The following is a 22,917-nucleotide window of genomic DNA, read 5'->3' as shown; positions in this document are numbered from 1 at the left end:
TCTACCCACTCGATTACGGGTATCTAGCAGGCACTTCGAGTGGGGACGGCGAGGGAATAGACTTATTCGTGGGCACGGCAACGAACGTCGGTGTGACCGGAGTGCTGTTAACCGCAGACGTGGTGAAGCGCGACACGGAAATCAAGCTGTTGCTCGATTGCACCGAAGCCGAGGTGGATCTCATCCGCTCATTCTTGGTGAATGTCTTAGAAATCGGCGGGCACTTGGTGCGGCGAGAAGATCTCGCCTGACCTACTCGATTGTCGGGCTGACAGGATTTGAACCTGCGACCACTTGACCCCCAGTCAAGTGCGCTACCAAACTGCGCCACAGCCCGTTGCTCGCGAGAGCGAGACTCACCTTATCGCACGCGCGTGGGCTCCGACGAATCGGCTCGTCGACACGCGTGATCGGGCACCCGACGGCTCACTGGGCGCCTCGGTGCGGAAGCACGACGTGCTGGCCATCGACGTCATGGGTGCGCATCGCCAACCCGTACACCTCGCTGATGCGCTCGGCGGTCAGCGTCTCGCGCGGCGGGCCGATGGACACGACGCGGCCCGTTCCGCCGTCGTCGGGGGCCAGCACGGCGACGGTGTCTGCGTAGGCGGCGGCAAGGTTCAGGTCGTGCACGACGACCAGGGCGGCGGTGCCCGCGTCGACCTGGCGTCGCACGATGGTCATGACCTGCTCCTGATAGTGCGGGTCCATCGCCGCGGTCGGCTCGTCGAGCAGCAGGATCGGCGTGCCCTGGGCCAGCACCCGGGCCAGCGCCACCCGTCCCCGCTCGCCGCCGGAGAGACTCCCGAAGCTGCGCGACGCGAACCCGGTCACGTCGCAGGCGGCCATCGCGGCGCCCACCGCTCGCTCGTCGTCGTGGCGCTTGTCGGTGCGCGACCACGCATGGCGCGCCATCTCGACGACCTCGGCGCAGGTGAAGGTGAATCCGATGCTGTGCTCCTGCGGAAGGACGGCCCGACGGCGCGCCTGTTCGATCTTCGACAGCCCGCCGATCTCGTCGCCCAGCAGCTCGACGGTGCCCGCCCTCGGCCGCAGCGTGCCGGCGACCGCCGAGAGCAACGTCGACTTACCAGCGCCGTTCGGCCCGACCAGGCATACGAACTCGCCCGCGTCGACGCTGAGCGACACATCGGCCAGCACGGTCCGCTCGCCGCGCGCGACGGCCAGCCCGTCGACCGACAGCGCGGTCACAGCCAGCCTCCCCGCTTCATCTCCCGCCGCAGCAGGAACAGGAACACCGGGCCGCCGACGAGGCTCGTGATCATGCCCAGCGGCAACTCGCCGTAGGGCACCAGAGTGCGCGAGGCGAGGTCGGCCGCGGTCAGCAGACACGCACCGGCGACGGCGCTGGCCGGGATCAGGACGGCGTGGCGCGGCCCGACGATCAGCCGCATGAAGTGCGGCACCACCAGGCCGACGAACAGGATGATGCCGCAGAAGCTGACCGCCGCGGCCGTCAACAGCGCGACGATCACGACCGACCAGCGGCGCAGCTTCTCGACATCGACGCCGAGATGCCCTGCGGTGTACTCCCCCAACGACAGCAGGTCGATACGTCGGGCGAGCACGAACGACGCGGCCAGCCCGATCACCGCCAGCGACGCGACGAGCAGCACCTGGTCCATCGTCGCCCGATTGAGACTGCCCATCTGCCAGAAGACGATCTGATCGCGCGCCGCCGGCGTCGCACGATAGGTGAAGAAGGCGATCAGTCCGCCGGCGAAAGCGTTGACCGCAATGCCGGTGAGCACCAGGCTGACCACCTGGGTACGACCAGCGGAACGGGCGGCGAGATAGACGAACAACGTGGTGACCAGTCCCGCGGCGAAGGCGCCACCGGCCACGAAGTACCCGGCAGCGCCGAGCCCGCCGACGGCGATGACGCCCGACGCACCGGCCGCCGCGCCCGACGAGACACCGATGATGCCGGGTTCGGCCAGCGGGTTGGCGAACACGCCCTGCAAGACCGCGCCGGCGCAGCCCAGCGCCGCTCCGACGGCCAGCGCCAGGTAGACGCGTGGGATGCGCACCTGCCAGAGCGTGTCCTCGCCGACCTGGTCGGGCAGCGGGCCCAGCGGAATGCTCACGTGATGCAGCAGCGAGCCGACGACCTGACTCACCGGCACCGGATTCTGTCCGATCGCCATCGAGTAGAGCGCCGCGATCACGGTCATGGCGAGAAGCACCGCCATCGCGATACCCGCGCGGACGCGGCGGATCTCCCCCGTCGATGAACTCACCGCTCGTACAACGCTTCCGCGAGCGCGATGGCGACTTCGCCGGTACGGGGACCGAAGGACAGCAACTGCCCGTCGGCCATATCGATCACCGTGCGCGAACGTCCTGCGGGCGTCTGCGCGACGCCAGGCACGCGCAACAGTCCGTCCATCCCGCCGACGGACTTCAACCCGTCGGTCATCATCAGGAGCACGTCCGGCGCCGCCTTGATCAGTCCCTCCGCGGTCAGCGACGTGTACGGCTCCGTCAGGCCGGCCGCGGTGCCGGCGTCGATGCCGCCGAGGAACTCGATCATCTCCGACGCCCCCGACCCCGGCCCGCCGACGATCATCAGCCCGGTGCCGCGCGCGTACAGGAAGGCCACCTTGGGGTGCGGTCCATTGCGCGGCACCAGCGCACGCGCCTGCGCGATCTGGGCGTTGGTCCGCTTCACCAACGCCTCACCGGCGTCCCGGACCCCGAGGGCGGCGGCGGTGGCGCGCAACTGCTCGTCGGTCTTCTCCAGGTCGCGGACGGGATCGCCCAGGACGACGGGGATCCGCGCCGCCCGCAACCGTACGGCCAGCGCCGAAACGGACGGCAACGAAGCGTCGGCCAGCACCACGGTCGGTCGCAGCGCCAGCAGCGCCTCTAGGTTCGCGTTGGTCCCGTCCGGGGTCAGCACCGGAACCCGCGCGGCCGCGGGAAACTTCGTCGCGATGTCGCGGCCGACGAGGTTGGCACCGAGCCCGAGTGCGAAGACGGTCGTGCCGTAGGTGCCGAAGCGATCGAGAGCGACGATCCGGCTGACGTCGGTCACCGTGACGTCCGGACCGTCGAACGAGGGCACGGTGACGGGCAGCCGCGGCGCCGGATTCACCTCGACCGGTACCGGATCGGCGGCCACCGTCGCGGTCCTCGGCCCGGCGGGGACGACGGTCTCCGCCGGGCTCGAGCCGCTCACATCCAGCGGTGCTGTCGTGCAGCCGCCGGCCGCGACGAGCGCGACGCCCATCGCGACGGCGACGGCAGACCGGCGCACCGCTCTCATATCGTCAGCGCGTTCAGTGGTGGGAACGGGCCGCGCCCATGCCGACCAGTGCGTCGGCCGACGCCGAGGACAGCTTCCACGTGCCGTCGACCTTGTCGAAGGTGTAGGGCACGGTCACCGGTGCCGGGGCGTGCGGACTCGCCACCTCGACCTGCGCGACGGCCGTCTCGCCCTTGTCCTCCACCGACTTCACGGTGAACTTGTCCGGCGTGTAGCCGCCGCGCGACGCGCCCTGGGCGAACCCGTGCAGCTTCTGACCCGTCGCGGGATCAGTCGAATTGACCAGTGCGGCCGCGGCCTCCGGCGTGGTCGACGGGTCGACGAGCGTCCGCAGGATCTCCTGTGCCTTCGCGGCTTCGAGGCCGCTATCCGACGACGAACAGCCGGCCAGGCCGAACAGGGCGAACACTGCCAGCAGGGCGGTCACCGCACCAATGATGCGACGGTTCATGAAGAGTTCCTTTCGTCTGGCGGGCGCCGTCCGGCGCCGGCTAAGGCCATCCTAATGAACCACGGCGTCGCGGCACGCTCAACGCTTCCGACGCTGTTCGCGCTTGTCGCGCACGCGGACGTTGATCCGGACCGGCGAACCGTGGAATCCGAACTCCTCGCGCAGCCGTCGTTCCAGGAAGCGGCGATACCCGGCTTCGAGGAAACCCGTGGTGAACAGGACGAACGTCGGCGGCCGGGTCGCCGCCTGCGTCGCGAACATGATCCGGGGCTGCCTGCCGCCCCGAACGGGCGGCGGATTCGCGGCGACGACATCCTTGATCCAGTTGTTGAGCTGTCCGGTCCCGATGCGCTTGTCCCAGGATGCCAGCGCCTCTTCCAGCGCCGGAACCAGCTTGCCGACGGCTCGCCCCGTCGTGGCGGAGATGTTCACGCGCGTCGACCACGCCACACGGGCCAATTCGCGGTCGATCTCGCGGTCGAGCGCGAAGCGCCGCTCCTCGTCGACGAGATCCCACTTGTTGAAGGCGATGACCAGGGCGCGCCCGGTCTCGACGACCATTCCGAGGATCCGCAGATCCTGTTCGGTGAGCGGCTCCGATGCGTCGATGAGCAGGATCGCCACCTCGGCGGCCTCCAGCGCGGAACGCGTCCGCAGCGAGGCGTAGTACTCGTGGCCCGACGCCGTGCGCACCTTCCGGCGCAGCCCGGCGGTGTCGACGAACTGCCACACCTTGCCGTCGAGTTCGATCAGTTCGTCGACCGGGTCGACCGTCGTGCCCGCGACGTTGTCGACGACCGAGCGCTCCTGGCCGGCCAGCTTGTTCAGCAGCGAACTCTTGCCGACGTTGGGTTTGCCCACCAGCGCCACGCGCCGCGGCCCGCCCGTGGGTGCTGCGACGCGGGTCCGTTCGGGAAGCACCTTGAGCACCTCGTCGAGCAGATCGCCCGCGCCGCGACCGTGAGCGGCTGAGACCGGGTGCGGCTCGCCGAGTCCCAGCGACCACAGCGCTGCCGCCTCGGCCTCCACGCGGTCGCTGTCGACCTTGTTGGCCGCCAGGATGACCGGCACCTTCGACCGTCGCAACACTCGCGCGACCGCCTCGTCGGTCGCGGTCGCCCCCACCGTCGCGTCGACGACCAGGACGATCGCGTCAACGGCCTGCATGGCCCGCTCGGCCTGGTCGGCGACGGCCTGCTGCAGGCCCTTCGCGTCCGGCTCCCAGCCGCCGGTGTCGACGACCATGAAGGAACGTCCCGACCAGCTCGCCGGATAGGCGACTCGGTCACGGGTCACGCCCGGCAGATCCTCCACCACGGCTTCGCGCCGCCCCAGGAACCGGTTGACCAGCGTGGACTTGCCGACGTTGGGCCGCCCGACGATGGCTACCGACGGCAGCGCGGCAGCCGCGTCCGCGCCGGCCTCGTCGCCACCGGCGTCGATCAACTCCCAGTCGGCCTCGTCGGTCCAGACACCATCGCCCGGCAACGCGTCCACGCCAAGAATGTCGTCGCTCACCGTCGCACTCCGATTCGTCTATCCACCAGTTCGGTCAGCCCGTCGAGGACCTGTTCCAACGTCAGATCGCTCGTGTCCAGCTCCACCGCGTCATCGGCCCGGCGCAGCGGCGACGCCGCCCGGGTCGAGTCCAGATGGTCGCGGCGATTCACACTCGCCAGCACCTGGTCGAGGTCGCTCTCGCGCCCGGCCGCGACGTTCTGCCGATGCCGACGCTGAGCACGCGCACCGGGCGTCGCCGTCAGGAACACCTTCAACTCGGCATCCGGGAACACCACGGTTCCGATGTCGCGGCCCTCGACGACCACGAATCTGCCGATCGCGACCTGCCGCTGCAGGTCGACCATCTGCTCGCGGACGCGGGCGTTGGCCGCCACCGCGGAGACCGCGGCGTTCACGTCCTCGGCGCGGATAGCGGCCGAAACGTCCTCGCCGTCGAGCATCACCACGGTGCCGCCGGGGACGTCGCGCAGATCGATCGAGAGCCCTGCGACATGCTCCGCCACGGCATCCTCGTCGTCGGGCGCGATCCCGGCCCGCAACACCGCCAGGCTCGCTGCGCGATACATCGCGCCGGTGTCGAGATACTGCGCACCCACGCGATCGGCCAGCCGCCGCGACACCGACGACTTGCCGGTACCTGCCGGACCGTCGATCGCGACGACCCTAGTCGCCGGCGCGCTCACAGGCCGACCGCCTTGTACAGCGCGCCAACCTCGTCGCGTCCCAGCACCCGGATCGAGCCCGGCCGCTGGTCGCCGAGGGGCACCGGGCCGACGTCGGTCCGCACCAAACGCGTCACCGGGAAGCCGAGATGATCCATGAGCCGCCGCACGATGCGATTGCGGCCCTCGTGCAGCGTGATCCGCACCAGCGACGAGCCGTCCCACACTTCGAGCGGCACGAACTCGTCGACCTGGACCAGCCCGTCGTCGAGTTCGATCCCGTCGCGCACGTGGCGCGCGAGCGAGCGCGGCACCTCACCCCGCACGGTGGCCAGGTAGGTCTTGGGGACCTCGAACGACGGGTGCATCAGCCGGTGGGCGAGCTCGCCGTCATTGGTCAGCAGCAGCAGCCCTTCGGTTTCGGCGTCCAGTCGGCCGACGTGGAATAGCCGCTGACCGGCCATGACGCGTTCTGCCACCAGGTCGCCGACACAGGGCCGGCCGTGGTCGTCGGCCATCGTCGAGTGATAGCCCACCGGCTTGTTGAGCGCCAGGTAGGTCATGTCTTCGTCGATCAGGACACGCACGCCGTCGACCCGGACGACGACGCGCCTCGGGTCCACGCGCATGCCCTGCTCGGTGACGACGACACCGTCGACGCTCACCCGGCCCGCCGCGATGAGTTCTTCCGCGCCGCGCCGCGAGGCGACCCCCGCCGAGGCGAGGACCTTCTGCAGCCGGGTACCGGCCGGATCGTAGGGGTCGGTCTCGGGAGTCGCACCGACGAACTCACCGTCGACGACACCGCGGTCGTCGACGGGCCGCTGTCGTTTCGCCGGCTTCGCGTTGTTCAGTCGGACCTTGCCCGACTCCGCGTCCACGCGGGAACGCTTGCGGGGTTTCGATGGTTTGGCCGGCTTGCGTTTGCCGCCTGCTCGTCGGGGTCCCGGTGTGCCGTCTCGGCTAGCGGATGCCATGTGTTCAGTCCTGATCGTCGTCTGCAGCCCCGGCGACCGATTCGGCGGCGGGATCATCCGATTCTGCCTGGCCAGCGGAGAGTTTGGCGAATCGCGGGTCGGAGGTGAGTTCTTCGGAGAGGTCCTCGATCAGGTCGACGTCGGGCAGCAGCGGCCCCAGATCGGGCAACTCGGACAGGGTGGCCAGGCCCAGCCGCTCCAGGAACAGCTCTGTCGTCCCGTAGGTGGTGGCCGAGGTCTGCGGGTCGGTGCCCACCTCGTTGATGAGGCCGCGCGCGACCAGGGTGCGGATGACGCCGTCGACGTTGACGCCGCGGATGGCCGAGACGCGCGCGCGGCTGACCGGCTGCCGGTAGGCGATCACGGCCAGCGTCTCCAGCGCGGCCCGCGTCAGTTTCGTCCGGGTGCCGTCGAGCAGGAGTCGCTCGACGTACGGCGCGAACTCGGCCCGCGTGTAGTACCGCCAGCCGTCGGCGGTGAACCGCAGGTCGATGCCGCTATTGGCGGCGGCGAGTTCCTCGGACATGCGGACGAGCATCTCCTTGACCCGCAGCCGGTCCTGTTCGGTCGCGGTGGCCAGTTCCTCCACCGACACCGGCGTGTCGACGACCAGCAGCACCGCCTCGAGCGCGGAGCGCAGCTCGGCGTCGCCGAGGACGATCGCATCCTCGGCTTCGAGCGTGGTCTGGGCAGATTCGTCGCTCATCCGTAGTCCTCCACTCGCTCCATGGTCAGCTCCTCCGGGTCGCGGTCGCCGGTCCAGTTGACCGTCAGCTCCCCCAGCGCCTCCGCCTGTTCGAATCCGACGGCCCGCTCCCGATACAGCTCCAGCAGGCCGAGGAACCGTGCCACGACCTGGAGCCCGTTCTCGCATTCGGCGACGATCTGACCGAACGTCATCGACCCGCTCGGCGCCTCGCGCAGCAACGCCGTGATGCGCTTGGCCTGCTCGGGCACCGATACCTTCGGGATGTGCAGGTGATCCAGGCCGACGGTCGGTACCGGCTTGGGGGTCAGCGCCGTGGCGGCGACCTCGGCGAATCCCATCGGATCGACCCCGAGGGTGACCTCGGGCAGCAGTTGCGCGAAGTGGTCCTCCAGCGAGACCGCGCGCGGGTAGCGCTGCAGCGCGGACGCCTCCAGCTCGGCGAACAAGGCCGCCGCCTGTTTGTAGGCGCGGTACTGCAGCAGCCGGGCGAACAGCAGGTCCCGAGCTTCGAGCAGTGCCAGGTCCTCGGGGTCGTCGACCTGTCCGGAGGGCAGCAGCCGCGCCGCCTTCAAATCCAGGAGGGTCGCGGCGACGACGAGGAACTCCGTCGTCTGCTCGAGGTCCATGTGATCGCCCATCGTCTTCGTGTAGGCGATGAAGTCGTCGGTCACCTCGTGCAGCGCCACCTCGGTGACGTCGAGACGGTGCTGGCTGATCAGGTTCAGCAACAGGTCGAAAGGGCCCTCGAAATTGTCGAGGGTGACGCGGAAGCCGGTGTCCTGATCGGCGTCGGGAACATCGGCGGTCGGGATCTGGGCGGTCTGCTCGGCCATCGTCCGGTGTTATCGGCGCTCGTCGTCGCGCGCGATGACCTCGGCGGCGACGTTGCGGTACGCCTTCGCGCCCGTCGACTTGGGCGCCCACGAGATGATCGGCTCGCCGGCCACGCTGGTTTCCGGGAAGCGCACCGTCCGGTTGATCGCGGTGTCGAAGACCACGTCACCGAATACCTCGACGACGCGTGCCATGACGTCGCGGGAGTGCACGGTCCGCGGGTCGAACATGGTCGCGAGGATGCCGCCGATCTCCAGGCGGGGGTTGAGCCGATCGCGCACCTTCTCGATCGTGTCGGTGAGCAGCGCGAGCCCGCGAAGGCTGAAGTACTCGCACTCCATCGGGATCAGCACGCTGTCGGAACAGGCCAGCGCGTTCACCGTCAACAGCCCCAGCGACGGCTGGCAGTCGATCAGGATGTAGTCGTAGCGGTCGACGATGGGATGCAGCGCGCGGCCGAGTGTCTGCTCACGGCCAACCTCGTTCACGAGCTGGATCTCGGCGGCGGACAGGTCGATGTTGCTCGGAAGCAGATCCATCCCCTCGACCCTGGTGCGCTGCAACACGTCGTCGATCGACGCGTGCGGTGGCACCAGGAGATTGTGGACCGTTTGCTCCAGCTCGTGGTGTGCGACGCCGAGCCCGGCCGACAGCGCGCCCTGAGGATCGAGGTCGACGAGCAGCACGCGGCGCCCGAACTCGGCGAGTGCGGCGCCGATGTTGATCGTGGACGTCGTCTTGCCGACCCCGCCCTTCTGGTTGCAGACGGCGACGATGGTCGCCGGACCGTGGGAGGTCAGCGGCTTCGGTGTCGGGATGGGACGGATCGGGCGCCCGGTCGGGCCGACCTTGCCGTCGGCCGTGTGGTCGGAGTCGGAGTCATCGTCGGCGCCGGGGGTGCTGACGGACAGCCGGTACTTGTCGTCGGGCTCCGGCGTGCTCACAGACCGTGACTCCTCTCCTGCCGCTCGAGTGATGGTGTCCACCCTAGCGGGCGCGAGGGTGTGCCGTGGCGTAGACCTCGCGCATCGTCGACACCGTGACCAGCGTGTAGACCTGGGTGGTCGTGACCGAGGCGTGGCCGAGCAGTTCCTGCACCACGCGCACGTCGGCCCCGCCGTCGAGCAGGTGCGTGGCGAAGCTGTGCCGCAGAGTGTGCGGCGAGACGGCGGTCGTGATGCCGGCCCGCTGGGCGGCGTCGGCGAGAATCTGCCACGCGCTCTGCCGCGACAAGCGCCCGCCGCTGGTGTTGAGAAAGACCGCCGGCCCGCTGCGCGCCGCGGCCAGCGCGGGTCGCGCCCGCACAAGATAGGCGTCCACCGCGTCCACTGCGGGGCGACCGACGGGCACCAGGCGCTGCTTGCCGCCTTTGCCGCGCAGCAGCACCGTGCGGTGTTCCAGGTCGAGGTCGTCGACGTCGAGCGAGATCACTTCGGAGATGCGCGCGCCGCAACTGTAGAGCAACTCCAGCAGTGCGCGGTCGCGCAAACCGCGCGGGTCGTCACCGGTGACGCTGCGCAGAATCGCCTCGACCTGGTCGATCGAGAGCGCTTTGGGCAGACGCTGCGCGGGTTTCGGCGGGCGCACCGCGTGGGCGGCGTCGGCGGTGACGAAGCCCTCCGCGAGGGCGAACTTGTGCAGACCCCGAGTGGCCACCAGCGTGCGCGCGATGGAACTCTCCGCCAGGGGTGCGGCGTCGGATTCCACCGGCGACCGCAACGCCACGAGGAATTCGCGCACGTGCGACTCCTCGACGTCGCCGAGGTCGGTGATCGTGCGCGAGGCCAGGTACTCCCGATAGCGGCGCAGGTCGCGCCGATACGACGCGGCCGTATTCGCCGCGACGCCGCGCTCGACGACCAGGTGGTCCATGTAGCGCTCCACTTGGTCCTGCAACGGCGTCGATGCTCCGGTCAGTCCCGCTCACCCCGCTGCGCCACCTGCGAATCGGCGGCCTTGCGCCGGTCGAAAGCGGTGGGCTGATCGGTCCATGCCACATCGACCGGCCGCGTACTCCCGCCCTGTTCGACGACACGTGCGGCAGCGAGTATCCCGGCCACCGCGGTGGCGTTCACGATGTCGCCGCGCAACGCCATGGCCACGGCCTCGTCCAGCGGGATCCAGGCGAACCGGATGTCGGCCTCCTCGTCGACGCGGACCGCGGTCGGCAAGGAGGTCAACTCGCGCGCCAGGTACACGCGCAGCGCTTCGTCGGTGAAGCCAGGCGAGAGCGCCAGGTCGACTAGCACCTCCCAGCGCTGCGCCGCGAGGTCGACCTCCTCGGCCAGTTCGCGCTGCGCCGCGACGACCGGCGCCTCTCCCACGGAATCGAGAAGACCCGCGGGCAGCTCCCAGAGACGGCGGCCCACCGGATGCCGATACTGCTCGATGAGCGCCACCCGCTGCCGGTCGTCGAGCGCGACGACGGCCACCGCGCCCGGATGTTCGACGACCTCTCGACGGGCGCTGCGACCGCCCGGCATCGTCACGTCGTCGACGCGCAGCACGACGATCGCACCGTCGTATTCGACGGCGGAGCCGGTGACGGCGAAGTCGTGCTGTTGGTCCGACATCGACGCGTTATTCCGCGACGGCCGGCGCCTCGGCCGCCTCGTCGCGTCGTGGAATGTCGACGGGCAGCCGCTCGGCGGCCTTGTACTCCAGCGCCGCCGCGATCAGGTTGCGGAACAGCGGGTGCGGACGCGTCGGTCGGCTCTTGAGCTCCGGGTGCGCCTGCGTTGCCACCAGGAACGGATGCTGCTCGCGCGGGTATTCGACGAACTCGACCAGGCGGCCATCGGGGGACGTGCCGGAGAACACCAGACCCGACTCGGCAATCCTGTCCCGGTAGGCGTTGTTCACCTCGTAGCGGTGGCGGTGCCGCTCGGTGACCTCGGTCTCCCCGTACGCCTGCGCGACCTGCGTGCCGTCGCCCAGCACGGCCGGGTAGGAGCCGAGCCGCATCGTGCCGCCCAGATCCGCCTCACCGGAGACGGCCTGTTCCTGGTCGGCCATCACCGAGATCACCGGATGCTCGGTCGAGGAATCGAACTCCGCGGAGTTCGCGTCAGCCAAACCGACGGAACGCGCGGCCTCGATGACCACGCACTGCAGCCCGAGGCACAGTCCCAGCAATGGGATGCCGCGCCGGCGGGCGTACCGGATCGCCCCGACCTTGCCCTCGATGCCGCGGATACCGAATCCGCCGGGCACCAGGATCGCGTCGACATCGCCGAGCTCCTGTTGGGCGCCCGCGTCGGTCGCGCACAGGTCGGACTGGACCCAGACGATCTCGGTCCGCGCCCGGTGGGCGAAGCCGCCCGCCCGGATCGCCTCGGTCACCGACAGATAGGCGTCGGGGAGATCGACGTACTTGCCGACGAGGGCGACGCGCACCGTCTCCTCCGGTTCGTGCACGCGGCGCAGCAACTCGCCCCACACCGACCAGTCGACGTCGCGGAACGGCAGCCCCAGCTTGCGCACGACGTAGGCGTCGAGGCTCTCGGCGTGCAGCACCTTGGGGATGTCGTAGATGCTCGGCGCGTCCGGGGTGGAGATGACGCCTTCGATGTCGACGTCGCACATCAGGGCGATCTTCTGCTTCAAGCCCTCGGGAACATCGCGGTCGCAGCGGAGGATCAACGCGTCCGGCTGGATGCCGACGTTGCGCAGCGCGGCCACCGAGTGCTGCGTCGGCTTGGTCTTCAACTCCCCGGACGGCGCCAGGTACGGGACCAGCGACACGTGCAGGAAGAAGACGTTGTCGCGGCCGACGTCGTGGCGGATCTGACGCGCCGCCTCGATGAAGGGCTGCGATTCGATGTCGCCGACCGTGCCGCCGATCTCGGTGATCACGACATCCGGGCGCACCCCGTCGTCGCCTGGTTCGCGCATGTCGAGGACGCGACGCTTGATCTCGTCGGTGATGTGCGGGATGACCTGCACCGTCTGTCCCAGGTACTCGCCGCGGCGCTCCTTGGCGATCACCGTCGAGTAGACCTGGCCGGTCGTGACGTTCGCGGCCTGCGACAGGTTCACGTCGAGGAACCGCTCGTAGTGGCCGACGTCCAGGTCGGTTTCGGCGCCGTCCTCGGTGACGAACACCTCGCCGTGCTGGAACGGGTCCATGGTGCCGGGGTCGACGTTGAGATAGGGGTCAAGCTTCTGCATCGTGACGTGCAGTCCGCGCGCGGTGAGAAGCTGTCCCAGGCTCGAGGCGGTCAGCCCCTTGCCCAGCGACGACGCGACGCCGCCGGTGACGAAGATGTGTTTGGTGCCAGCACTTCCGTGGCGCAAAGGTCGCAAGCGGACTCTCCCGATCGGTATCGATCCCGGGGGTCGAAACCCCGGTTACCTACGGGACTTCACGGTAACACCTCGGCGCCCGAATCCGCGCATCACCGCGGCGCGTCAGCGCGGTGTCGAAAGTCTCAGCCGGGTGTCTCAGGCGGGCGGCGTGATCGCGGTGGCTCCCGCGCCGATCCCGTAGGCGGCCGGTTTTCCCTGGGTCGACGCGCGCAGCGCCAGCACGGTCGTAATCCGGCCGATCGGCTGATTCACGTTGTCGACGGTGGCGACGGAGTTCCCCAGCGAAGGGTCGGAGCGGACCACCGCGATGGGCGATCCGCCTTTGGCCGAGCCGACCCGGCCGGCGAGCACGCCGCCGAGTCCGCGGGCCGCGAAAGCGCCCGCGAGGCGACCGACCAGCTGCCCCTGCGCCCCGGAGTCCGCCGGGAACGCGCCGCCGGTGACGATGACGACGAGCTGCGCGGGTGCGACAGCACGGTCGGTGTAGTCGATGAACCCGCCGTCACGCAGCGTCGTCAAAGCGGTGGTGACCTGGGCCGCCGGCAGATTGCCGCGTCCGGCGCCGGTCTGCAACAGCAGCCCGAGTAGGTCGCCCAGGCGGCCTCCCGAATCGGTCAGCTCCGGCCGCAGGTTCTTACCCGGCGGGATCGATTGGTCGATGATCGAGCGCAGCTTTTCCGCTTCCCGGTCGCGTAGCAGTTCGGTGGTGAGGCCGAGCTGGCCGGTGAAGCGCGCCCCCGCCGCCGACATCGACTCCTTGACCGCCGTGACATCGTCGTCGGCGGCGTTCGGGGCGGTCACCACGATGACGCTGCGACCGTCGAGCTGTTCGTGCAGCAGTCGCGGGGCCACCGCGTGCGCGAAGCCGTCGGACGCGTTGCGGGCGGCGTTCGCCTCGTCGAGCTGGTCGTTGAGGTCGCCGATCCGGTCGCGGCTGGTACCGGTCAGCGAGTTCATCTTGTCGCCCAGGAAACCCGTGCCGAGAAACAGGCCGATGATCAGCGCCGCGAACACCGCGATCAGGGAAATGGCGTGCTGCCGAAGGGAAATCACCGAATGCCTATTCTTGCCCGATCAGTTTCCGAGACCGGAAACCCACGCGGTCAGCTGGTGCCATTGCTCCACGAGATACTCGACGATTCCCGCTCCGCTGCCCGAGATCATCAAGGTCGCGATGACGGCGAGCAGCACGGCGAGGACCAGCAGAGCGATGCCCACGCCGGAGGCCCTGGTGCGGTAGAGCGACGAGACGGCACGCGCGTCGACGAGTTTGGGCCCCACTTTCAGCCGTGTGAGGAAGGTCGACGGGTTGCTCTCTCGACGTGAACGGTCGAAGAAGTCGTCGAGCCCGCCGGCGTATCCGACCGTCACGATCAGGTCGGCGCCGTGGTGATCGACGAGGAGCAGCGCCAGGTCGGCGGCCGAGCCCGCCGCCGGAAACGTGATCGCGCCGACGCCGAGGTCCTGGATGCGCGTCAGCCCCGACGCGTGGCCGTCGGTGTCTGCGGGCAGCACCAGTTGGGCTCCGCACCGAAGCGCGTCGCGGGAGACCTCGTCCGGGTCGCCGACGATCAGCGCCGGGCGGTGGCCGGCTTTGAGCAACGCGTCGGCACCCGCGCCGACACCGATCATGACCGGGGAGTACTCACGGATAAACGGCTTCAGCGCCCGCAGCTGCGTGATGTGGTCCGGACCGTCGGCGACGATGACGGCGTGCATGCGGTCGAGTTCGACATCGACGTCGGGTACGCCGACACCGTCGATCAGCAGCGGCGATTCACTGCGCAGGTATTCGATCGTGTTGCCGGAGAACGCCTCGAGATGGTCGACCACGCCCGCCTTGGCGTCGATCATCCGGTCGGCGATGTCGGTCTCGAGCAGTTCCTCGCCGAGCGCGACGCGGCGCTCGCCGATGTAGAGCCGATCGTCGTGGATGCGCACCTTCACTCCGTCGCGCACCTTCTTGAAGACCTCGGCGCCGACGTCGTCGAGCAGGGTGATGCCCGACGCGACGAGCACTTCGGGCCCGAGGTTCGGGTAGCGGCCCGAGATCGAAGGCGACGCGTTGACGACCGCCTCGACCTGGGCGTTGACCAACTGGTCGGCGGTGATCCGGTCGAGGTCGATCTCGTCGAGGATGACGATGTCGCCCGGCCCGACACGTTCGAGGAGCTTCTTGGTGTCCTTGTCGATCCTGGCGATTCCAGAGGTGCCAGGCAGGTGTGCTTGGGAACGGCTGAGTACGGCAGGCATCTTCATACGGCACATCATGGGCTGTCCGCGATGCATACGCACGAAGGCGCGCCGTAACATGAACCACTTTTGTCACAATTTTCGCATCAGTACCATGCCGGATAGGCCCGAAAAATCCCCGCACCGCGATGGGCGGTACGGGGATTCCAGGTTTGACCGTTCGGTCGTTATGTCGCGGAGTCTCCGTAAGGCTGCTCGTCGAACTCCAGCTCCTCGCGGCGCGTCTGGCCGGTGACTCGCTGGGTACGGGTCTGGCGCTCCTTGCCGAACTCGACCTGGCCGATGCGGCGAACGCGCTTGCCGACCTCGACCTCCTCGCCGCGCAGTTCGATCTCGAACACGCCTTCCTCGAAGGAGTAGTTGGGGTCCACGACGTCGTCGTTCAGCTCGGTCCTGTTCACGGTCAGTTTCTCCTCGAACACGTCGACGTCGAGCGATGCGTTGTCGACGACGACCTTCTTATGCACTTTGACGACGCCGGTCGGGACTTCGCGCTTGGCCGCGACCAGGTCCTCGGCGTGGAGCTCGACGGTGCGCGCCGGCTCGCCAGGTGCTGCCGCGGCAGCGGGTACCGCAGCAGCGGGAACGGGTGCGGGAGTCGGCGTCGGCTCGGGTTCCGGAACGGGCTCCGGCTCCGGAACGGGCTCGGGCGCCGGCTGCTCGGCGGCGGGCTCCGGCGTTGCCGCCAGCGGCGCGGCCGCCAGCGGCGCGGCCGCCGGTGCGGGCTCTTCCGCGGGGGCAGCCGGTCCGTCGACGGCGAGCCAATCGCCCGCCGCGACCTTGGCCGCCGTCAGATCCAGGCGGATGAAGTCGGGCTCGAAGGCGGCGACACCGCTTTCCGCCAGCAACATCTTGGCCGGGTTGTTGTGGACATCGACGACGAGGTCCGCACCCTGGGTGTCCGCGACGGTGCCGACCTCGGCGCCATCGCGGGATACCACCGGGGTACCGACTTTGATGTCGTACCCGGCGAAAGTGACAATCATTTCGCATTCCCTCCGTTAAGAGCCGTCAAGCCACACTGTGCCATCTTGCATACATTGTGTCAGGGTCGGCCTGCTACCTTGCGTCGAGTCCGATTTCCGAATCGGACTCTAATCACCCCCGGAGGGGTCGTAGTTCTCCGGTTTTACCTCATTGCGCGTGTCGATGGGGATCTCCGCGCGAACTCGGCGGTGCGGATCGACCTGAACCACGTCGACTCGTTGTCGCCGGACTTCGCCGTCGACCAGAACATGTTTCGTCTTTCGCTGACGGGTGACGCGCACTTCCTCACGCACGACCAATCGCTTCACGACGACGACTTCCTCCTCGACGACGGGCACCACAAACGTGTCGCCGTCCCAATAAGGAGTGGGCACCTCGTCGACTTCGCGCTCGTCAACGGTCACCCGGTCGACCTCGACCACTTCACGGCTGACCGGCACCGAAAGTTCTTCATTCTCGGTGACAACCGATGTCCGTACCTGGGCGATACCGGTGACGACTTCGCGCGTCTTAGCGGTCAGGTACTCCTGGTGCAGTCCGACCGTCATCTTCCCCGGGTGCGGAGAATCTGGGTTCTCTGGAGCACCTCGCGTCACATCCATGTGCAACAGACTAACGCCGTTACCCCGCTTTTGTGGAGTCGGACAGCCCTTTAACCCTGAGGGTTACCGTTTTGGAATCGGCTCGTACTCAGCCGACACGCTCCGATTGGGCCGTCGAAAGCAGCTCTTCGGCGTGCGCGCGCCCGGTGTCGGTGTCCCCCATACCGGCGAGCATTCGGGCCAATTCGCCGACCCGCTCGTCGCGCGTCAGGGTCCGCACACTGCTGGTTCGACCGCCATCGTCCTTGCCGATGACCACATGATGGTCGGCGAAGGCCGCGACCTGGGGAAGATGCGTGACCACGATGACCTGATGATTCTGCGCGAGCCGCGCCAGCCGACGCCCGATCTCGACCGCGGCGCGACCGCCCACGCCGGCGTCGACCTCGTCGAACACCATCACCGACCCGCCGTCCGGGGACGCGAGCACCACTTCGAGCGCCAGCATGACCCGGGACAGTTCGCCACCGGACGCCGACTTGGCGATCGGCAGCGGCGGGGCGTCCCGGTGCGGGACGAGTGCGAACTCGACGATATCGGCGCCCTCGCCCCCGACGTGGCAGCGCTGGCCGTCGACCGGCAGCGTCCGCCGTTGCGCGAGCGACACCGCCGGTGCCACCCCTTCGGGGTGATCTGCGTCGTCGTCGCTCGCATCGGGCGCGACCGTGACCAGCAGCGCGGCCCCGCCCATGGCCAGTCCGCCCAGCTCCTCTGTGACGCGCTGCGCCAGCTTGCCCGCCGCGGCCACCCGTAGCGCCCGCAGCGATGATGCGGCCTCGGCCACTTCCGCCGCTGCGGCGGCTACGGCGTCGGCGAGGTCGTCGATCGACTCGGCCGGATCGTCGATCTCGGCCAATCGGGCACGAGCCTCCTCCCACCACTGCCGCACGCCGTCGACATCGGGAGCGTACTTACGCGTGAGTGCCTTGAGTTCGCTCTGGCGGACGAGTAACTGATCGAGTTCGGCCGCGTCCGCGGGCAGACCCGCGACGATGTCGGACAGATCGGAAGCCAGATCGGTCACCACGGCCAGCGCCTCGCCGACGCGCGGCAACAAAGCAGCGAGTCCCTCGTCACCCGAGGACTCCAGCAGGGAGCGGATCTGCCCCAGTTCGTTGATGACGCCCGGCGCGTCTTCGCCGTCGCCGGCGGCCAGCGCGTGCGCATGAGCACCCGCCGCACGCACGGTCTCCAGATCGGTCAACCGCTTGATGGTGGCGGTCAACGCGATGTCCTCACCCGGTTGCGGGTCGACCGCGTCGAGTTCCTGCACCGCGAACCGCAGCCGATCGGCCTCTTGCGCCAGCTCGTACGAGTTCGCCCGGCGCTGCGCCAACTCGTCGGCGAGCTGAATCCAGCGCGTACGAGCGCGGCGGTATACGTCGAGGGCCGACGCGACCTTCGTCCCCGCGAACCGGTCGAGGGCCGCACGCTGCTGATCGGCGCGCAACAGCCGCAATTGGTCGTTCTGGCCGTGGATGGTGAGCATCGAGCTGGTGACCTGGCCCAGCACGCCCACCGGAACGGATCGACCCCCGAGGTGCGCGCGCGACCGGCCATCGGCACCGACGGTGCGGACGGCGATCAGCGACGAATCGTCGGCTTCCGCGCCGGCGGACTCCAGTACCTCTTCGATCTCCGACGACGGATCTGCCTCGTCGAGGCGGAACCGGCCCTCGACGATCGCCTTGCCGTGACCGGCCCTGACCCGGCTCGCGTCGGCGCGACCACCCGAGAGCAGGTGCAGACTGGTGACCACCATCGTCTTGCCCGCGCCGGTCTCCCCGGTAAGGACGGTGAACCCCGGGGCGAACTCGGCCGAGGCGTTCTCGAGCACGCCAAGCCCCGTGATGGTCAGCTCCTCAAGCATCAGGAGTCCTTCCCCGGCGTGCCGTCGCGACCGTTGCGGTCCGGGCCGGTGCTTCCTCGGCGTCCGCGCCAGCCGGTGACGGGCAAGCTGAACTTCGTGACCAGCCGGTCGGCGAACGGCTCGGCGTCGACCCGCACCCAGTTCACCGACCGTTCGCTGCGCACCGCCTCGACGCGCGCGCCGGGCGGCAGCGGGAACACCCGGCGGCCGTCGCACACCGCGATGGCCGCGTGCAACGACTCGACCTCGACGGCGACCCGCGAGTGCGGCGACGTGACCATCGGCCGGGCGAACAATGCGTGTGCGTTGCTCGGCACGACCAGGATCGCCTCCAGGTCCGGCCACATGACCGGCCCGCCCGCCGAGAACGCGTAGGCCGTCGACCCGGTCGGCGTGGAGACGAGCACGCCGTCGGCCCCGAACGCCGACACCGGCCGGCCGTCGACCTCGGTGATCAGCTCGAGCACTCCGCGGTGCTCGTCGTTCTGCACCACGACCTCGTTGAGCGCCCAGCTGCGCTCCAGCGTCGCGCCGTCGACACCGACCACCGTGACGTCCAAGGTCATCCGGGGCTCAATGGTGTACCGGCCGTCGATCAGGCTAGCCATCACCTCGTCGATCGCCCCTGCCTCCGCTTCCGCGAGGAAGCCGATGTGCCCCAGGTTGATGCCGATGACCGGTGCCGATGCCGGATAGGCCAACTCGGCAGCGCGCAGGAAGGTGCCGTCGCCGCCGAGCGCGATGACGACCTCGCAGCCGACGGCCGCACTGTCGCTCGGCTCGAGGCGGGTGACCGTCGCACCGAGCGACCGCAACCGGTCGACGTCGACGCGGGCACGGGCGTGCTGCTCACGGTTGTCGGAGTCGACGAGTCGCAGCTCGACGTCCGCCCCCGCACAACGGCGCGCGATCGCCTCCAAGGTCGGTTCGAGCTCGTCCCTACCGGTATGCGCGACGACCAGAAACGCGCGCACTCCCGATCCCTGCTCGCCGCTCACTCTTCAGTGCTCACAGTTCGATGCTCGCTCTCTGTTCGTGCCCCTCGGCCGGCCGCGGCCGTCCGACCACAGGCTACTGCGGCCCCTCGTCGACCACACGATCGATCAACGCGGTGACGGCCTCCCGATCGAACTCGCTGTCGTTGACCACCAGAGTATCGGTGGGGGCCGACAGGTCGGTCGGCAGCCGCCCGGTCCGCGCCGCCAGCTCCTCGTCGTCGCAATCGCGGGTGAGCCACAGGAAGTACTCGACATTTCCCGACGGACCCGGGAGCGGTGATGCACCAGCGTCACGGATCCTCAATCCGAGCGCCGCCGCCCAGATCGCCACCGCGAACACCGCCTCTTTCCGCAGCCGGGGATCGCGGACCACGCCGCCGGCCCCGACGCGGTCTTTGCCGACCTCGAACTGCGGTTTAATCATGGGCACGATGTCGCCGCCCGTCTTGGTGCACGCGGCCAGCGCCGACAGCACCAGTCGCAGCGAGATGAACGAGAGGTCGGACACGGTCAGGTCCGCCGGACCTCCGATCACCTCGGGGGTCAGCGAACGCACGTTGGTCCGATCGAAGACGTGGACGCGCTCGTCGGACCGGAGTCGCCAGACCAACTGCCCGTAGCCGACGTCGACGGCGAGCACCTCGGCCGCTCCGCGGGCGAGCAACACGTCGGTGAAACCTCCAGTCGAAGCGCCGGCGTCGAGACACCGCCGGCCGGCCACCGTCAGACCGCCGGGTTCGAAGGCGTCGAGCGCGCCGATCAGTTTGTGCGCGCCGCGCGAGGCCCACTGCTCAACGGGCGCCTTGACCACGATGGGAGTGTCCTTCGCGACGTTGGTCGCCGGCTTCGTCGCCGGCGTGCCGTTCACGAGCACCTCGCCACCGGCGATGAGCGCGCTGGCGTGCTCGCGCGACCGCGCCAAACCGCGGCGCACCAGCTCCGCGTCGAGACGTGTCCTAGGCGCCATCGGTCACGCGTGATCGATGGCCGCCAGCGCGTCGGCCAGCACGCGATGCGCGCGTTCGAGCAGATCGGCCTGCCGGTCCAGCGCCGCGAGCTGCTGCGCCGAGACCGGCGAGCCGTCCTCGGCCTCGGCCACCTGGCGCGACACCTCGTCGAGCTTCTCCAGCATCTCGTTGATGGCCGTCACGACGTCGTCGGGGGAAACCGACGCCCCCGGTGCCGAGGCGGACAGATGTGCGCCGGGCTTCGGCGCATCAGGCTGTGTGGGATTAGTCATGATCTCACCACGCTATCCGACGCCGAGTTCGCGCAGCAGCGCGGCCACGGCGGCATTCGCCGAGGTCACCGATAGTCGCGAGATCGTCTCGCCGTCGAGCCGCCGAGCCCAGACGGCATCCACCAACGCGGGAATCGCCGACGCGGGATCGGCGTCGCCGTCAATGGTGACGGTCGTTTCGCTGAACGCCACGGTCCACGGATGCTGAGCGGCGATGACGCTCGCATCGGTCGGAGCCTGCAGTGCGTTCAGCGCCGGGGCGATGTGCGTAGGGCGACGGGCGGCCGGGGCAGCCAATGCGTCGCGCAGCGAACTCACCCCGGTGAGAACCATGAGGCTGTCGGCGCCGACGGCGTTCGCGCCCTCGATATCGGTGTCGAGACGATCACCGACGATGAGCGGCCTCGTCGACCGCGCGCTCTCGATGGCGTCCCGCAGCAGCGGTTGCGCGGGCTTTCCCGCGACGACGGGGGTCGCTTTGGTGGCCGAAGCCACGGCGGCGACCATGGACCCGTTGCCGATCAACAGCCCGCGCTCGCTGGGCAGCGTCGTGTCCACGTTGGTGGCGACCCACAACGCACCGGAGGCGATCGCGAGCGCCGCTTCCGACAGTGCCGCCCAGTCGCTGTACGGCGAATGCCCCTGGATCACGGCCGTCGGAGCGTCGTCCGCGCTGCGCGTGGGGACCAAACCCAGCTCGGCGACCTCTGCGGCCAGCCCGTCCGTGCCGACGACGAGGACGGTCGAGCCCGCCGGAACACGTTGAGCTACGACGCGTGCGCCGGCCTGTGCACTGGTCACCACCTGATCCGGCGTCGCGTCGAAGCCCAGTTCGCGCAGGTGACCAGCGACCTCGGCCGGTCGGCGGCTGGCGTTGTTGGTCACGTAGCGGACCGCAGACGGCTCCAGCGCCGCCACGGCGTCGATCGCCCCGGGAATCGGAGAATGACCGGCGAACACCGTGCCGTCGAGGTCGAGGAGCAGTGCGTCGTACCCGGAGGCCAATGTGGGCACAGTCGGCACAGAACTGGGCACGCTCGGCGCAGAACTGGGCACGCTCGGCACAGAACTGGGCACAGTCGGCGAGATCTCGGGCACGGTCGGCGAGATTTCGGGCACAGTCGGCGCGGGACTGGGCACAGTCGGCGAAATTTCGGGCACAGTCGGCGCGGAACTGGGCACGGTCGGCGGAATCTCGGGCACGGCGTCGTCGTCGGCCAGTTCTACGAGGCGCAGTTCGGCGTCGGTCAGGTCGTCGACATCGGCGGCAGCGGCGTTCATGAACCAGGTGAGGGCATCGTCGCGGCGGCCGGCCGCGAGAAGAGACTCGGCGTAGGCGTAGAAGAGCCTCGCCGCGTCTGGGCCGGTCTGCCCCGGCGTGAGGTCGGCCCGCTGAAGAGTGACGACGGCTTTGTCCGCCTCGCCGAGGTCGAGCCGTGCACCGGCCTCGACGATCAGCATCTCGATCCGGTCGCTTTCGTCGAGTGCTCGCGCCTCTTCGCCCCGGGCGATCTCGATGGCTCGCTCCGGCCGGCCGACTCCGCGTTCGCAGTCGGCGATGAGCGGGAGCAGCGCCGTGCCGCCGATGATCCGGCGCGCTGCCCGCAGCTCGCTGAGCGCCTCCTGCCATTCACCGGCGTGATAGGCGGCGATACCAGCCGTCTCGCGCACTACGCCGATCCGGCTCGCGCGGCCGCGGGCTGCCCGAGCGTGTGCCAGGGCGAGAGCAGGGTCTTCGTCGGCGAGGCGGCCGACCATCACCAGATGACGGGCCACCGCGTCGGCATTCGCTTTGTCGAGGGTGCGCAGGTCGCGACGTACCGCCGCGTCGAGATCCGACGCCTGAACATCCTCGGGGAGGGCCGGATCGTCGGGCCGCACCCGACCGCGGGCGGCCGCCGGCCTCGTTCCGCTGCCGTCGCGGCCCGTGCCACCGTGTCGCGTGTTCGCGCGGCGGTCGCTGCCGTACCGATCACCGCCGCGGCGCTCACCGCGGTTCCGGTCGTCGCGGTCGTGGCCGCGCCGAGCGCTGCCGGAACGATTGTCCGACTGAGAGCCACCCGGGCGACCGCCCCCGCGGCTCGGCCTGTTCTCCCCTGCGTTCATATACCCACTATTCCGTTCACGTCGACTGCCCGCCCACACTACCGGGTAGCGGGTCCGATCAGAGAAATGATTCAGGCCCCACACGAGGCGTGTGGGGCCTGAATCCAAAC

General features: G+C 69.3%; 23 protein-coding genes and 1 tRNA gene. 1 reads left to right on the top strand and 23 read right to left on the bottom strand.

Translation table 11 applies throughout. The features are described 5' to 3' along the window. On the top strand, positions 1-251 hold a 251-nt coding region (locus tag GOARA_RS01240), incomplete at its 5' end, for a hypothetical protein (protein ID WP_007320457.1). 12 nt (positions 252-263) lie between these two features. Here GOARA_RS01240 and GOARA_RS01235 read toward each other — a convergent pair. The 23 genes from GOARA_RS01235 to GOARA_RS01125 all read right to left on the bottom strand — a co-directional run bounded on the left by GOARA_RS01235 (position 264) and on the right by GOARA_RS01125 (position 22,807). Further along, positions 264-337: transfer RNA gene (locus GOARA_RS01235), tRNA-Pro, on the bottom strand. Between the two features lie 89 nt (positions 338-426). Next, positions 427-1,212, bottom strand: a complete 786-nt coding sequence (locus tag GOARA_RS01230; protein WP_007320456.1) for a heme ABC transporter ATP-binding protein — start codon at positions 1,210-1,212, stop codon at positions 427-429. Beyond that, positions 1,209-2,213 (bottom strand): FecCD family ABC transporter permease, encoded by a 1,005-nt coding sequence (locus GOARA_RS01225; RefSeq protein WP_083834735.1) that lies wholly within the window; start codon positions 2,211-2,213, stop codon positions 1,209-1,211. Before GOARA_RS01225 ends, GOARA_RS01230 begins: the two co-directional genes overlap by 4 nt. 44 nt (positions 2,214-2,257) lie before the next feature. Next, entirely contained in the window at positions 2,258-3,289 is a 1,032-nt protein-coding gene (locus GOARA_RS01220) for a heme/hemin ABC transporter substrate-binding protein (protein WP_040521384.1), read from the bottom strand. A 13-nt stretch (positions 3,290-3,302) separates the two neighbouring features. After that, positions 3,303-3,740, bottom strand: coding sequence for an MTB12 C-terminal domain-containing protein (locus tag GOARA_RS01215; protein ID WP_007320453.1), 438 nt, complete (start codon positions 3,738-3,740; stop codon positions 3,303-3,305). A gap of 78 nt (positions 3,741-3,818) precedes the next feature. Next, positions 3,819-5,258 carry a ribosome biogenesis GTPase Der gene (gene der, locus GOARA_RS01210; RefSeq protein ID WP_007320452.1) on the bottom strand — a complete coding sequence of 480 codons (1,440 nt, stop codon included), beginning with the start codon at positions 5,256-5,258 and terminating at the stop codon, positions 3,819-3,821. Next, a complete protein-coding gene (gene cmk / locus GOARA_RS01205) occupies positions 5,255-5,944 on the bottom strand; it encodes a (d)CMP kinase (RefSeq protein ID WP_007320451.1) in 690 nt (229 codons plus the stop codon). Before cmk ends, der begins: the two co-directional genes overlap by 4 nt. After that, positions 5,941-6,900 (bottom strand): pseudouridine synthase, encoded by a 960-nt coding sequence (locus GOARA_RS01200; protein WP_007320450.1) that lies wholly within the window; start codon positions 6,898-6,900, stop codon positions 5,941-5,943. The genes cmk and GOARA_RS01200 overlap by 4 nt, the downstream gene beginning before the upstream one ends. A 4-nt stretch (positions 6,901-6,904) precedes the next feature. Continuing rightward, positions 6,905-7,606: an SMC-Scp complex subunit ScpB gene (gene scpB / locus GOARA_RS01195; protein WP_007320449.1), complete on the bottom strand. Its 702-nt coding sequence runs from the start codon at positions 7,604-7,606 to the stop codon at positions 6,905-6,907. Next, complete coding sequence (locus GOARA_RS01190; protein ID WP_007320448.1) at positions 7,603-8,442, bottom strand: segregation and condensation protein A; 840 nt, start codon at positions 8,440-8,442, stop codon at positions 7,603-7,605. The genes scpB and GOARA_RS01190 overlap by 4 nt, the downstream gene beginning before the upstream one ends. A 9-nt stretch (positions 8,443-8,451) precedes the next feature. After that, the gene (locus GOARA_RS01185; protein ID WP_007320447.1) at positions 8,452-9,387 is read right to left on the bottom strand and encodes a ParA family protein; all 936 of its coding nucleotides are present in this window, start codon (positions 9,385-9,387) and stop codon (positions 8,452-8,454) included. Between the two features lie 43 nt (positions 9,388-9,430). After that, positions 9,431-10,315 carry a site-specific tyrosine recombinase XerD gene (gene xerD, locus GOARA_RS01180; RefSeq protein ID WP_050947118.1) on the bottom strand — a complete coding sequence of 295 codons (885 nt, stop codon included), beginning with the start codon at positions 10,313-10,315 and terminating at the stop codon, positions 9,431-9,433. Positions 10,316-10,356: 41 nt separating this feature from the next. Next, positions 10,357-11,016, bottom strand: a complete 660-nt coding sequence (locus GOARA_RS01175) for an NUDIX domain-containing protein (RefSeq protein ID WP_007320445.1) — start codon at positions 11,014-11,016, stop codon at positions 10,357-10,359. Between the two features lie 7 nt (positions 11,017-11,023). Continuing rightward, positions 11,024-12,748, bottom strand: coding sequence for a CTP synthase (gene pyrG / locus GOARA_RS01170; RefSeq protein ID WP_040521382.1), 1,725 nt, complete (start codon positions 12,746-12,748; stop codon positions 11,024-11,026). Positions 12,749-12,886: 138 nt separating this feature from the next. Beyond that, positions 12,887-13,804 (bottom strand): copper transporter, encoded by a 918-nt coding sequence (locus GOARA_RS01165; protein ID WP_007320443.1) that lies wholly within the window; start codon positions 13,802-13,804, stop codon positions 12,887-12,889. A 21-nt stretch (positions 13,805-13,825) separates the two neighbouring features. After that, positions 13,826-15,010 (bottom strand): putative cytokinetic ring protein SteA, encoded by a 1,185-nt coding sequence (gene steA, locus GOARA_RS01160; RefSeq protein ID WP_007320442.1) that lies wholly within the window; start codon positions 15,008-15,010, stop codon positions 13,826-13,828. Positions 15,011-15,171: 161 nt separating this feature from the next. Next, a complete protein-coding gene (locus GOARA_RS01155) occupies positions 15,172-15,990 on the bottom strand; it encodes a YsnF/AvaK domain-containing protein (RefSeq protein WP_007320441.1) in 819 nt (272 codons plus the stop codon). 108 nt (positions 15,991-16,098) lie between these two features. Continuing rightward, complete coding sequence (locus tag GOARA_RS18725; protein ID WP_007320440.1) at positions 16,099-16,593, bottom strand: DUF2382 domain-containing protein; 495 nt, start codon at positions 16,591-16,593, stop codon at positions 16,099-16,101. 88 nt (positions 16,594-16,681) lie between these two features. Then, positions 16,682-18,463 carry a DNA repair protein RecN gene (gene recN / locus GOARA_RS01145; protein WP_040521381.1) on the bottom strand — a complete coding sequence of 594 codons (1,782 nt, stop codon included), beginning with the start codon at positions 18,461-18,463 and terminating at the stop codon, positions 16,682-16,684. Then, on the bottom strand, positions 18,463-19,461 hold the full coding sequence (locus tag GOARA_RS01140; RefSeq protein ID WP_007320438.1) for an NAD kinase: 999 nt from the start codon (positions 19,459-19,461) through the stop codon (positions 18,463-18,465). The genes recN and GOARA_RS01140 overlap by 1 nt, the downstream gene beginning before the upstream one ends. Before the next feature lie 73 nt (positions 19,462-19,534). Then, entirely contained in the window at positions 19,535-20,428 is an 894-nt protein-coding gene (locus tag GOARA_RS01135; RefSeq protein ID WP_007320437.1) for a TlyA family RNA methyltransferase, read from the bottom strand. A gap of 3 nt (positions 20,429-20,431) precedes the next feature. After that, entirely contained in the window at positions 20,432-20,701 is a 270-nt protein-coding gene (locus tag GOARA_RS20075) for a hypothetical protein (protein WP_007320436.1), read from the bottom strand. A gap of 12 nt (positions 20,702-20,713) precedes the next feature. Beyond that, complete coding sequence (locus tag GOARA_RS01125; RefSeq protein WP_083834734.1) at positions 20,714-22,807, bottom strand: HAD-IIA family hydrolase; 2,094 nt, start codon at positions 22,805-22,807, stop codon at positions 20,714-20,716. Positions 22,808-22,917 lie beyond the last annotated feature (110 nt).

This window comes from Gordonia araii NBRC 100433 (assembly GCF_000241265.1).
GTDB lineage: Bacteria > Actinomycetota > Actinomycetes > Mycobacteriales > Mycobacteriaceae > Gordonia > Gordonia araii.
The sequence above is the reverse complement of the archived record's forward strand: the minus strand, read 5'-3'. Positions and strand labels throughout refer to the sequence as shown.